Genomic DNA, 13431 nt, shown 5'->3' with positions numbered 1-13431 from the left:
TTACTTCGCCCCCTCAACAAGCGCGATGTACGACGCCGGTTGAAGACTGGCACCGCCCACGAGCGCGCCGTCGATATCGCTTTGACCCAGGTACTCAGTAACATTTTCAGGTTTTACACTACCACCATACTGAATACGTACAGCATTTGCTGTATTTTCATCATACAGCTCTTTAATCAGACTGCGGATATAGGAAATCACTTCATTCGCATCCTGCGAAGTGGAGGATTTGCCTGTTCCGATGGCCCAGATTGGCTCATAAGCAACAACTACTTGTGCAGCCTGATCCTTAGCCAAACCAGCAAAAGCTGCTACAGTTTGCACTTTTACAACTTCTTTGGTTTGTCCAGCTTCACGATCTTCCAGCTTTTCGCCTACACATACGATTGGAGTCAGGTCATGACGGAATGCCGCATGAACCTTTTTGTTCACCGTTTCGTCTGTTTCATTAAAATATTCACGACGTTCGGAGTGTCCGATCACAACGTAGTCTACGCCCAGATCTTTCAGCATTCCGCCGCTAATTTCACCTGTAAATGCACCATCTTCTGCAAAGTGCAGGTTTTGTGCGCCAATTTTAATAGACGTGCCTTTTACTGCTTCAACCAGAGCAGGAAGATTCGTAAATGGTGCGCAAATCACGCTTTCCACTCCTGCAACCTCTGCTTTGCCTTTGATCTCTTCGATGAAAGTTTTAGCTTCTGGTACGGTTTTAAACATCTTCCAGTTACCCGCGATAATCGGTGTTCTCAATGGTTTCAACTCCTAACTATTAGGTGCCCTAAAGCTTTATTCACGCATAGTGCGTTTGATTATTTATCGTTCAGTGCAACAACACCCGGAAGTGCTTTGCCTTCCATAAATTCCAGAGATGCGCCGCCGCCAGTGGAAATATGATCCATCTTGTCAGCCAAGTGGAATTTTTCAGCCGCAGCCGCAGAATCACCGCCACCAATGATGGTGTATGCTTCAGTTGTTGCGCAAGCTTCCGCTACTTCACGAGTACCACCAGCGAAAGGCTCGATTTCAAATACGCCCATTGGTCCGTTCCATACAACCAGTTTGGAGTTTTTGATTACATCTGCATAGATTTTACGTGTTTTCGGTCCAATGTCCACGCCTTCCCAAGCTGCAGGAATGCCGTCGATATCCACAATGTCTGTGTTCGCCGTAGCGCTGAAATCGTCAGACACAACAATATCTACCGGAAGATAGAAGTTTTTGCCGAGTTTCTTCGCTTTTTCGATAAATCCAAGAGCTACGTCCAGTTTGGATTCATCCAGCAAAGATTGACCCACTTCATAACCTTGAGCTTTGAAGAATGTATAAGTCAAACCGCCACCAATGATTACGTTATCTGCAATGTTCAGCAGGTTGTCGATCACGTCGATTTTGTCTTTTACTTTGGAACCGCCGATAATGGCTGTAAAAGGACGATCTGGATTCGACAGAGCTTTACCAATAACAGACAATTCTTTTTCCATCAGCAGGCCGGAAACAGCCGGAAGAATATGAGCGATACCTTCAGTGGAAGCATGAGCACGGTGTGCTGCGCCGAATGCGTCATTCACGAAAACGTCAGCCAATTCAGCAAATTGCTTCGCCAACTCAGGATCATTCTTTTCTTCTCCTGCATAGAAACGTACATTTTCAAGCAACAGCACGTCGCCGTTTTGCAGTTCAGCCACTTTCGCTTTAACAGCTTCGCCTACTGCTTCGTCCACTTTAACTACTGGCTTTTTCAGCAGTTCAGACAAACGTACACCAACAGGAGTCAGACGCATGGATTCAACAACCTGACCTTTTGGACGTCCAAAGTGACTCGCCAAAATAACTTTTGCACCTTTTTCAATCAGGTAATTAATCGTTGGCAAGGTTTCACGAATACGCTTGTCATCTGTAATTTTACCGTCTTCGACCGGAACGTTAAAATCTACACGAACAAACACCCGTTTTCCATTCAGTTCTATATCACGTACGCTCTTTTTATTCATCTCCATATTCCTCCGCACCCTTATAATTTTACGAAACAGGAATTTAAGGCACATTTTGATATATAAAGAGCGGAAACAATAACCTGTTTCCGCTCTATGATGTTGCTAATAAGGAAGTTCTTATTTAGCCAGTTTAGCGAAGTATTCCAACGTGCGGATCAATTGTGCAGTGTAGGACATTTCATTGTCATACCAAGCTACAGTTTTCACCAGTTGTTTGTCGCCAACAGTCAGAACTTTAGTTTGAGTTGCATCAAACAAAGAACCGAAAGTAAGACCTTTGATGTCGGAAGAAACGATTTGATCTTCAGTGTATCCATAAGTTTCAGGATCGGAAGCTTCTTTCATCGCTGCGTTGATTTCTTCAGCAGTTACGTTTTTCTCCAGAACTGTTACCAACTCAGTCAGGGAACCTGTAGGTACTGGAACACGTTGAGCCGCGCCATCCAATTTACCTTTCAACTCAGGGATAACCAAACCGATTGCTTTAGCAGCACCAGTTGTGTTAGGAATGATGTTTTCAGCTGCTGCACGAGCACGACGGAAGTCACCTTTAGCATGTGGAGCATCCAAAGTGTTTTGGTCGCCAGTGTAAGCATGAATTGTAGTCATCAAACCTTCAACGATACCAAATTTATCTTGCAGTGTTTTAGCCATAGGAGCCAGGCAGTTCGTTGTGCAAGAAGCACCAGAGATTACAGTTTCAGTTCCATCCAGAATTTCATGGTTTACGTTGTAAACGACAGTTTTCATGTCGCCAGTAGCTGGAGCGGAGATAACAACTTTTTTAGCGCCGCCTTTCAAATGTTTCTCAGCAGCTTCTTTAGTTGTGAAGAAACCTGTGCATTCCAGAACGATGTCTACACCCAGGTCTCCCCAAGGGAGTTCTTCAGGGTTGCGGTTAGCCAAAACTTTAACTTCTTTACCGTTTACTTTGAAGAAGCCATCATGTACTTCTACTTGTCCTTGGAAATTACCTTGTGTTGTATCATATTTCAACAAATGTGCCAACATTTTGGAATCTGTCAAGTCATTGATTGCTACTACTTCAATACCTTCCACGTTTTGAATCCGACGGAAAGCAAGGCGTCCAATACGTCCGAAACCATTAATACCAACTTTAACTGTCATGAGTGAGTTCCTCCCAAAGTTCGTTTAGTTTAGTTTTATATATTCAAGACAGACCCGAAAGCCTGTCAAGACAACACGATTCATAAATCCTATATTAATCATTTAAATAACGACTTACAATCTCAACAGCAGCGCCTTCGTCGGTGACTAGAATGTCTTCTTGCCCGAAACGCAGTACCGCATGAATAGCGGCCGCCTTGTTCTTGCCTCCAGCTACACCTAGAACCGTATCGGTACGCCTAATGTCCTCCAATCGGAGTCCAAGCGTCAGCATTCTGTGAACAACGACGCCATCTTCGTTAAAATAATAACCAAACGATTCGGCTACCGCCCCTTCACTGCTGATCTGGGCAAAGGTTTCGGGATCAAGTTTACGTCTATGTGCCATCGCTATGGCGTTGCCTATCCCGTGAATGATGATACGACTCTCGCGAATCAGGCTCAATATATCCTGAATGTTCGTATCTTCAAGCAAGGAGTTGTAAGCATGATTGCTGAGCAAATCCGGTACATGGAGCAGACGGTATTGAGCGCCGACCTTGCGAGCCATTGTGGAAGCAATTGTGTTGGCCTGCATTTCCATGCTTTCTCCCAAACCCCCGCGTGCCGGTACAAACCACCCACCCTTAAGGGGGCCATTAGAAGGCAATGCCAGTTGTTCCGCCACGTCTGCAATCGTCGTGCCACCTGTTACAGCGACCACATCCTCGTCGTCCATAACACTTAGCAACGCTTTTGCTCCAGCGCGCCCCAGCTCCTGCTTTGTTAACGGAGAAACATCCGAATCCCCTGGAACGACAACCACCTTCCTCAAACCATAGGCTTGACGAATCTGGTCCTCCAATTGGGACAGGCCGAACAAGTTATTCGCAATCGGCTCCAGCTGTTCCAGCAGATCCAGTCCTGCTTTGCTCACCTTCATGCCTACACTCTCAATCTCAATTAGCCCCTGAGCTTTAAGAAGATCGGTTTCGGCGCGCAACACGCGCTCGGTCATGTTCAGTGAAGCTGCCAGTGTTCTGCGTCCAACAACATCGGACAGCATAATCTGATGCAGGATCGTGTACCTTTTTTTCAAAACATCCATGAGGTCGGGCAGAAGCTGCTTCTGTATTTCTAATATCTTTCGCATGCTTTCCACTCCCGCACACTTCTAAGTTCTGTCTCTAACTGGTCTTAAAACGTCCCGGGATAACTTTTTAAGTCCCACGTATATCTTAACCAATATTTGCTCCATATGCAAGTCTATCTGAACCTATATTTCTCAACCATTTGTCTGAATATGCGCATTTAATAAAAGCTTGCAATTCACTGCTGTATATCATATAATCATCTTTGTTTCCAATTAGCTGTTTAATTAGTTAGTTGTTTGCATTGAATCAACTATGCGCCCGTGGTCCAACGGATATGACGTAGGCCTCCGGAGCCTGAGATCGAGGTTCGATTCCTCGCGGGCGCGCCATTTTAAATGAACGCTTAAATGCTTCTATATAATGTTTTAACCAATAAGAGCGCTGAGGGCTCTTTTTTTTAATCATTAGTTTGACTTTCTTTGACTTTTTGTTTGAAATTGTTTATCATGTGGTTAATACGGTAACAGTTTATAAATAAGGGACGTGTACTCGGCATGTCCACCAAATCCACTAACGATATTTAAGGGAGGTTTTTTGACGTGAGCTATGTTCCTATGGTAGTAGAACAAAGTAACCGCGGCGAACGCGCCTATGACATTTATTCCAGACTGTTAAAGGATCGCATTATTTTGTTAGGCTCGGACGTCAATGACGTTGTAGCCAACTCTATAATTGCGCAAATGCTGTTTTTGGCTGCCGAAGATCCTGAAAAAGATATTCACTTGTATATTAACAGTCCTGGCGGTTCCATTACAGCTGGTATGGCCATTTTCGATACGATGCAATACATTAAACCTGATGTATCTACGATTTGTGTAGGTATGGCGGCTTCCATGGGCGCGTTCTTGCTGAATGCAGGCGCCAAAGGTAAACGTTTCGCTTTGCCAAACAGTGAAATTATGATTCACCAACCTCTGGGTGGTGCACAAGGCCAGGCAACGGATATCGAAATCCGCGCACGCCGCATTCTGAAAATGCGTGATAAACTGAACCGCATTCTCGCAGATCGCACAGGCCAACCACTGGAACGTATTGAAAAAGATACAGACCGTGACTACTTCATGTCTGCTGATGATGCCAAAGAATACGGTATTATTGATAAAGTGCTAACTAGCTCCTCTCCAGAAGGTGTATAAGAGAAAAAATTTGCCTCTCGATAGCTGGTAAATGAAAAAGCTGCTCCGGATGTTATTATCCGGTAGGCAGCTTTTTTGCTTTATTGTTTTTTAGAGTATAGACAGTCCAACTTACTCATTTCTACTATTAAATCTGTCCCGCAAAAGGCTTTCCGCCTTGAGGCAGCAGTTGACCGAACGAGTAGGTAAACTCCGGAATTCCATACGCGTATGGCGCATAATCATACAAATCAAACACGATTGTTACTCCACTGTTCGTCACATAAAAATTCTGATCTGCCGCCAACTCTTTAAATTTACCGAATCCTTCACCAGCCTGAAGCGCATCGATTTTTTTCTTCAAATCAGCATTGAGGAACTTTTTGTAATTTGGATTCGCCTTCAATACGTCAGACAACTGCAGCAGTTTACCATCAGCGAGCGAGAACGTATATCCTTTACGTACCGTCATTCCATGTGCGCCACCCATATACGAGTAATCCTGCATAATCACACTTAGAATACCGTCCTTGTTATAGGCAATTGCAAAATCATTTTCGAAATCATACGGTCTTTCTGTTGTAGCCTCTCCCTCAGCCACCATCTTTTTGCCTGCTGCCAATATACCCTCTGCATGCTTTTTAAGCACATGGTTAATGGCCTGCTCTGCCTCAGGATTCAGCTGGCTGCCGCTGATTTGCGGATACTTAACTTTGTAAGATACCTTCGCATTACTCGAAGCTGGAAGTGTTTGAGACGCAATTGTGATCGGGTTTAGCTGACTTTTACTTAGCGTTACTGTCTTCTGAGCTGCGTTCCATTGAGCATCTATGCCTAGATAGTCTTTCAACAGACTCATAGGAATGTATAGCTTCCCAGCGATCTGTTTGGCATCCATACTACGTGTATTGATTCCATTGACGTTGACGTAGGCATCCGAGGAAGAAGCCATAATGTAAAGTTTATTGTACCCGCTACCTACGGTATATGTCGTTGCTTTCGCATCATAGCTTACTGGAATCCCCAAGCTGTCACGCAGTGCGGCCACCGGAATCATTGTACTCCCGTTCACTTGAACACCTTTAGCGGGCAACGTTTTACCATTCCATTGGATAGTGATTCCTGGTTGCTGTGTTGCCGCTTGCTGCTGTTTAATCGATGCTGCCTGGATATATGAAACGGGAACAGCTGCGACTCCTGCTAAAATCCCTGCTGCCAGCAGTGCTGAACCCCATTTTTTCGTATGCTTATTCATATTAAGTATTCCTCCTGTTATTATTTCTGTATTGTCTATGTGTAAATAATCACTTTACTTATTATATCTATACCCCATTGTATGTAGTTTACAATCTGTACACTCCCCGATTTCAATCTGTACACCTAGTAACCCTTAGCTATGACAGACTCATTACAAAAAGGTTTCGGTATACAAAAAAAGCCAGCAAGCCAGCCTGCGCATGATGCAGGCCGCTTGTGGCTTCGTTTGATGATCTATATTAGTTCATTTCGTATTGAGCCGACACCTGAACTTTCACTGTTACTTGCCCCGATTGTATCTCTGTCCCGCTACCTGCTAAATCCATGAGCGATTTTGACATGGCATTTTCACGTTGTGTAAAGACTTGTGCTTCTCCGCCATCTACCGTCACATTCACAAGAGCACCTAATCCGCGTTTGGCCGCTTTAGCTACAGCACTAGCTTTAGATTGTGCGCTTCCCAATGCTTTAGTAATGGCTTCTTCCTCATAAGTCGAAGGATCTTCCACGGAAAAACGAATATTATCTACGTTATTGGCTCCGGACTTGGTCGCCTCATCCAACAACTGACCTATTTTATCCAAATCGCGGTATTTAACGGAAATTGTATGGTTGGCAGTGTAGCCTTTGAGCTTCTGCCCTTCTTTTTCGTTATAGGTGTAGTTAGGCTGTACATAAAACTGGCTGGTCTGAATGTCATCTCCGCTGATGCTCCACTTTTCTTTCAGCAGTTGTGTAACCTTGTTCAATTTTGTAGCATTAGCTTTTTGAGCAGCGGCTGCCGTATTCCCTTCCGATTGTACACCGATAGAGAGATAAGCAATATTGGGCTTTGCCAATACTTCCCCGCTTCCAGTCACATTAATTACACCGTTTACCGTCGAAGCTGTTGACGCAGCATAAGCACGATCTGCCCCTGTCCATAATCCTCCTGCTACTCCCCCTGCTATTAATGCACCTGTGAGAACTGCTGTGGCTACTGTTTTTGTCCAAAGTCTCATTGAATTCAACCTCTTTCTAGTAAATGTTTGTACCTTCCAGACGGAAAAGACGGAAAAAGGTTGCAGCCAAGCGTACAAATTTCCGAAACAGAGCATGACCACGAGGATTTTCATTATTTATAGTTTGAACTTAATACGGCCTCTATATCCAATAAATCCACAATAAAACAGTTAGCTGAGGAGTGTTCGAAGGATTTTTTTCTGGATATAAAAAAAGCCCCAAAGGGGCTTTTCACTAAGATCATACACTATATTACAAGCAATTCTTTGTTTATTGATTTTCCAGCTCTACCTTACTAACCAGACTTACTAAAGCGTTTACAGCCTGTTCGGCATCCGCACCTTCAGCACTAATATTGATTTCAGTACCTGTGCTGATGGCAAGACTCATAATACCCATGATGCTCTTGGCATTAACCTTTTTGTCATCTTTTTCCACAAAAATCTCAGATGAATATTTATTCGCTTCCTGTACGAACAACGCAGCAGGTCTGGCGTGCAGTCCTGTTTTCAAACGTACGACTACCGGATGTTTTGACATGTCAGCTTACCCCCTCATCAAATAAATCTGGACACTACTTACTCCATTTTATTTATCACATTATAACATTAACCCGGGACAGACACTAGAAAAAAAACTAAAAAAACTGGGGCTAAAAGCCCCACCAACATTCTTTTTACGGAATCAGGCCATTTTCGCCCCTGATTTTGTCAGCCATCTCATCAATTTTGCGAAGCCGATGATTTACACCCGATTTACTCACGACCCCTTTGAGCATTTCCCCGACTTCTTTCAAATTCAAATCGGGATGAGCGAGCCGAACTTCTGCCACTTCACGCAGTTTATCCGGCAAGGTCTCCAAGCCAACTTCTCTCTCCAGCAACTTAATATTCTCAATTTGCCGGACAGCAGCTCCAATTGTCTTGTTCAAATTAGCCGTTTCACAATTGACAATACGATTCACGGAATTGCGCATATCGCGCATAATGCGTACATCTTCAAATTTGAACAAGGCTTGATGCGCCCCAATGATGCTAAGCAGCTCAATGATCTTCTCGCCTTCCTTGATGTAGAGAATAAAACCCTTTTTTCGCTCAATACAGCGAGCATTTAGATGAAACTCATTCGCAAGATCAACGAGTGCCTGACAATGCTCCTCATACATCGAAGAAATTTCAAGGTGGTAAGATGATCCTTCAGGATTGTTGACAGAGCCACCTGCCATAAAGGCGCCCCGTAAATAAGCTCTCTTACAACAGTTTTTCCGAACAATATCCCGATTAATCCCGTCAGTGAACAAGAAACCTTCTGAGACGATATAAAGATCCTTTAGCAGTTGTTGCACATCATTAGGAATACGGACAATGTACACATTATTTTTTTTCAAGCGCATTTTTTTCCGTACAAGCAGTTCGATATGAAGTTGAAAATGCTTCTTGATCAAGGAGTAAATCCGCCTTGCAATCGCGGCATTTTCTGTGGACACGTCCAATATCACCCTTTTATTCGACAGTTGTACGGATCCGAGCATACGTATGAGCGCAGATAGTTCCGCTTTCTCACAGCAGGACTGGCTTTCAATCATCGTAAGCTCTTTTTTCGTTTGTGCCGCAAAGGACAAGGGACTCACCTCCTTCTTAATATCCAGTTTTGTACCAATTGGTAAATATGCTGGCTCAATTTGTCTGCATCATGCCGTAAATACGTGCGGAACAGAACTAATGTATCTGCCACCACTTTATATCCCCGGTCGGTCAGCTCGCCCATGTCTACTTGAACTGGCTTGGCTCCCTGCTCGGCATACATTTCCTGTACTTGGGGTGGAATTTCTCCGTTATTTACAATGACATAGTCGAAGAGATGATGCCCTACATGCTCAAAAATAGCTTGCAGATGGTCTCCTACTGTATAGCCATCGGTTTCACCAGGCTGGGTCATAACGTTACAGACAAATATTTTGATAGCGTCTGATTTCACTACAGCTTCAGCGAGTTTAGGTACAAGCAAATTCGGTAATATGCTGGTATATAGACTGCCGGGGCCAATCAAAATCGCATCAGCTTCATTAATGGCCTCTACAGCCTCAGGCAACGGCTCCACGTGAGTCGGTTCAAGAAAGACGCGTTTGATTCGTCCGCCCGCTTCTGGGATCTTGGACTCTCCGGTAATCACCGTGCCATCCTCCATTTCGGCGCTTAGCACAACGCCTTCCTCGGCTGCTGGCAGCACACGTCCCCGGACAGCAAATACACGGCTAAGCTCACGCACCGCCGTTACAAAATCTCCCGATATATCGGTCATCGCTGCTAAAATCAGATTGCCCAGACTATGGCCTGACAATCCTGATCCCGCACCGAAACGGTATTTCAGCATATCTGACATCACTGGTTCCACGTCAGCCAAGGCAGTCAGCACATTGCGAATATCCCCTGGGGGGGGGCATCTGCAGCTCACTGCGCAAAATCCCGGAACTTCCGCCATCGTCAGCGACTGTAACAATAGCCGTAATATCTAGCGGCTTTTGCTTTAAGCCCCGCAGCATGACGGACAAGCCGGTTCCGCCGCCCATAACAACTATACGTGGGCGCTCCCGTTGTGATCCGGTCTCTTTCATGATTTCACCTCATTAATGCCGGTCCCGATCAGCATCCCGATGCGAAACAGAAACAGATTCTGTCTCGCTGGCACCCAGCATTTTTCCTAAATACTCCGATATTGCAACAGAACGATGCTTACCGCCAGTACAGCCAATGCCGATAATGACCTGGCTTTTGCCTTCTTTGCGATATTGCGGAATCAAAAAGTGTAACATATCCAGCAACTTGGTCAAGAATGCCTGAGTCTCGGGCCATTTCATGACATAATCATATACATCGCTATCCTGTCCAGTGTGGGGACGTAGTTGATCCACATAGTGGGGATTAGGCAGGAAGCGCACATCGAATATAAGATCGGCATCAATGGGAATACCATACTTGAAGCCAAAAGAAGTAATGTTCACGGAAAGCATACTGCTCTCCAGATGAGAAAATCGTGAAATAATCCTTGCCTTTAAAGTTGCAGGCTTCATCACACTTGTGTCAATAACCTGTGTAGCCGAGCTTTTTAGTTCTTCCAACATCTTGCGCTCCAACCGAATCCCATCCAAAGGCATACCGTCTGGAGCCAGCGGATGACGTCTACGACTTTCCTTATACCGCTGTACGAGAACGCCATCATTCGCATTTAAGAATAAAATTTCACAATGAATCGTAAAATGATCTTTAATATAATTCAACGATTCCGACAAGGCAGTGAAAAATTCTCGTCCGCGTAAATCAATGACGAGTGCAACCTTGCCTATTTTACCATTAGACTGCTCAATCAACTCTGCAAATTTGGGAATCAGTACAGGGGGCAAATTATCAACACAGAAGAAGCCCAAGTCTTCCAGGCTCTGAACCGCAATGGTCTTCCCTGCGCCTGACATCCCCGTAATAATAATGAGCGTTGCCCACGGCGCAGCATTTTTTAGGTTATCTGTCATATGGACTTCCCTCTCCTTTTGCTTCTTCGCTCTATGCCAGTACCCGTATTATCAGTAACCTGTGGTCAGGAGCGTAGCAGCAACCCTGCAGCCCCTACAACACCCGCGTCATTGCCTAACACCGCTGGTACGATATATACACCTTTTTGAAGCGGTTCAGGTGCCAGCTTGGCGTATACGCGACGCATCTCTTCAAACAAAAAGTCGCCTGCTTTAGAAACACCGCCGCCTATAATAAACAACTCTGGATTAAGCACAGCGGCAACCGCTGCCATGGATTTCCCCAAATAAAAGGCAGCCCGGTTCACGATACGCAGTGCGACTTCATCCCCGGCTTTAGCAGCATCAAATACTTCCTTGGCGGCAATTTGATCCTCCAGCGCCAGAGAGGTCCGGTCGCCACGTTCCACAGCATCCTTGGCCATACGAATGATGCCTGTTGCAGAAGATACAGTTTCCAAGCAACCCATTTTGCCGCATCCACACTGAATTGCCTCCAGATCAGGTACGACGCTGATATGACCAATTTCCCCGGCCATGCCTGAAGAACCTTGGTATATTCTACCGTTTATAATAATACCGCCACCTACTCCTGTTCCCAGGGTATAGCATACGCAGTTTTCGATGCCTTTGCCTGCACCAGCCCAAGCCTCACCTAGCGCAGCAACATTCGCATCATTGTCTATTTTCACAGGCTTGCCAATCCGGTTCTCTAGGAGCGCACGGATCGGTACGTCACGAAAGCCAATATTAGGAGCGAGGACAATAATACCATCACGAACATTCGTAAAACCTGCAACGCCTGCACCGACACCCTTGAGTTGATCCCACTCATAAGGAGATTCCTCAACAATGTGCCGCACATATTTTTCGATATTACCAATGACAACATCTACACCTTTATCGGTTTCGGTTGGTCCCTCGTATGTGTGCAAAAGCTGTCCGTTCTCATTACAAATGCCTACTTTAATCGCTGTACCGCCCAAATCGACACCCACATAGATACTTTCAGACATGTTCCAAGCCACCTTTATGTTTACTTAAAAACCTGGTATGAAATATATGCTTATAATTCCTACTTCATAATAGTAATCCTACGTTCCAACTATAATTGAAGCCCTCGTTACGGTCAAGGACACTTCCTTGTTGAAAAGTGTACGATTAGAGGAACTTTTAACCTTATGCACCCATAAAAAGGAGAAAGCCCGTGCAAACGCAGCAGGCTTTCTCTTCCTGAACAAAAGATGTGGCATAACAGAGGTTTCCTTCGCTCTCCCGTTAGCCTTTTTGTGTACTATAGACACGCTTTTATTGATCCAGTGTTTCGCTCCAGTCGTGAACAGCACTGCCTTCGAGATATTTCTCGCAGTCCATAGCCGCCATACAGCCCGTTCCCGCAGCCGTAATCGCTTGACGGTAACGATTATCCTGTACGTCCCCACAGGCAAAAACTCCGGGGATGTTCGTTTCCGTTGTGCCTGGCTTCACTACAATATAGCCGTGTTCATCCGTATGGATTTGTCCGTTCAGGAAACCTGTATTCGGTGTATGCCCGATGGCTACGAACACGCCATCTACCTCAATCAGCTCATCCTGATTGGTCTCATTATTGTGTACCTTCAAACCCTTTAAACCAGATTCTCCCGTCACAACTTCCAGAGGAGTCCGGTTTAATGCCCAATGTACTTTTTCGTTCTCACGCGCGCGATCTTGCATAATTTTGGATGCCCGCAACTCATCGCGACGATGGACCAAGGTTACACTGGAAGCAAAACGGGTCAAGAAGCTCGCTTCCTCCATGGCTGAATCGCCACCGCCAACCACGACAATCTTTTTCCCGCGGAAAAAGAAGCCATCGCAAGTTGCGCAAGTGCTGACTCCGCGACCTACATTGTCCTGCTCACCCGGAATACCAAGATATTTGGCGGACGCACCTGTAGCAATAATGACCGACTCCGCCTCAATGATGCCTTTACCCTCTACCTTCACTTTAAAAGGACGTTTGCTAAAATCCACTTCCTCTACCCAACCGGAAGTAAATTCAGCGCCAAAACGTTCAGCCTGCTTGCGCATATTATCCATCAGTTCAGGCCCGAGGATACCTTGCTCAAAACCCGGAAAATTTTCAATTTCGGTCGTTGTAGTAAGCTGCCCACCGGGCTGCATCCCTTCAATGATCAGCGGATTCATGTTAGCACGTGCCAAATAAATAGCCGCTGTGTAGCCTGCAGGACCTGTACCAATAATTATGGATTTATACATACGTTTGTTGC

12 protein-coding genes, 1 tRNA gene and 1 pseudogene are annotated in these 13431 nt (G+C 45.2%); 2 read left to right on the top strand and 12 right to left on the bottom strand.

Annotation, left to right across the window (positions count from 1 at the left end; all coding sequences use genetic code 11):
- From tpiA to ACWA2B_RS18870, 4 genes are all read right to left on the bottom strand, one after another.
- Positions 1-753, bottom strand: coding sequence for a triose-phosphate isomerase (gene tpiA, locus ACWA2B_RS18885; protein WP_023986490.1), 753 nt, complete (start codon positions 751-753; stop codon positions 1-3).
- A gap of 59 nt (positions 754-812) precedes the next feature.
- Complete coding sequence (locus tag ACWA2B_RS18880) at positions 813-1994, bottom strand: phosphoglycerate kinase (RefSeq protein WP_029518988.1); 1182 nt, start codon at positions 1992-1994, stop codon at positions 813-815.
- A gap of 120 nt (positions 1995-2114) precedes the next feature.
- Complete coding sequence (gap, locus tag ACWA2B_RS18875) at positions 2115-3125, bottom strand: type I glyceraldehyde-3-phosphate dehydrogenase (protein ID WP_023986488.1); 1011 nt, start codon at positions 3123-3125, stop codon at positions 2115-2117.
- 94 nt (positions 3126-3219) lie between these two features.
- Entirely contained in the window at positions 3220-4257 is a 1038-nt protein-coding gene (locus ACWA2B_RS18870; protein ID WP_029518990.1) for a sugar-binding transcriptional regulator, read from the bottom strand.
- A gap of 255 nt (positions 4258-4512) precedes the next feature.
- Here ACWA2B_RS18870 and ACWA2B_RS18865 point away from each other — a divergent pair.
- A tRNA-Arg gene (locus ACWA2B_RS18865) sits at positions 4513-4587 on the top strand.
- A 210-nt stretch (positions 4588-4797) separates the two neighbouring features.
- Entirely contained in the window at positions 4798-5394 is a 597-nt protein-coding gene (gene clpP, locus ACWA2B_RS18860; RefSeq protein WP_013368815.1) for an ATP-dependent Clp endopeptidase proteolytic subunit ClpP, read from the top strand.
- 127 nt (positions 5395-5521) lie between these two features.
- Here the strand turns inward: clpP and ACWA2B_RS18855 are convergent, their stop codons facing one another.
- The 8 genes and pseudogenes from ACWA2B_RS18855 to trxB all read right to left on the bottom strand — a co-directional run bounded on the left by ACWA2B_RS18855 (position 5522) and on the right by trxB (position 13420).
- Positions 5522-6628, bottom strand: a complete 1107-nt coding sequence (locus tag ACWA2B_RS18855) for a PdaC/SigV domain-containing protein (RefSeq protein ID WP_069012119.1) — start codon at positions 6626-6628, stop codon at positions 5522-5524.
- 241 nt (positions 6629-6869) lie between these two features.
- Entirely contained in the window at positions 6870-7631 is a 762-nt protein-coding gene (locus tag ACWA2B_RS18850) for an SIMPL domain-containing protein (protein WP_029518994.1), read from the bottom strand.
- Positions 7632-7902: 271 nt separating this feature from the next.
- Positions 7903-8172, bottom strand: coding sequence for an HPr family phosphocarrier protein (locus ACWA2B_RS18845; protein ID WP_013308257.1), 270 nt, complete (start codon positions 8170-8172; stop codon positions 7903-7905).
- A gap of 136 nt (positions 8173-8308) precedes the next feature.
- Positions 8309-9253: a DNA-binding protein WhiA gene (whiA, locus tag ACWA2B_RS18840; RefSeq protein ID WP_029518996.1), complete on the bottom strand. Its 945-nt coding sequence runs from the start codon at positions 9251-9253 to the stop codon at positions 8309-8311.
- 5 nt (positions 9254-9258) lie between these two features.
- A pseudogene (locus ACWA2B_RS18835) lies at positions 9259-10246 on the bottom strand (gluconeogenesis factor YvcK family protein).
- Positions 10247-10258: 12 nt separating this feature from the next.
- Positions 10259-11158, bottom strand: a complete 900-nt coding sequence (gene rapZ, locus ACWA2B_RS18830) for an RNase adapter RapZ (protein ID WP_013308254.1) — start codon at positions 11156-11158, stop codon at positions 10259-10261.
- Positions 11159-11223: 65 nt separating this feature from the next.
- Positions 11224-12174, bottom strand: coding sequence for an ROK family glucokinase (locus ACWA2B_RS18825; protein WP_029518997.1), 951 nt, complete (start codon positions 12172-12174; stop codon positions 11224-11226).
- A gap of 292 nt (positions 12175-12466) precedes the next feature.
- Positions 12467-13420: a thioredoxin-disulfide reductase gene (trxB, locus tag ACWA2B_RS18820; RefSeq protein ID WP_029518998.1), complete on the bottom strand. Its 954-nt coding sequence runs from the start codon at positions 13418-13420 to the stop codon at positions 12467-12469.
- Between the last annotated feature and the right edge of the window lie 11 nt (positions 13421-13431).

Source organism: Paenibacillus sp. CMM36, from assembly GCF_053570945.1.
This window is presented reverse-complemented; position numbering and strand designations above follow the sequence as displayed.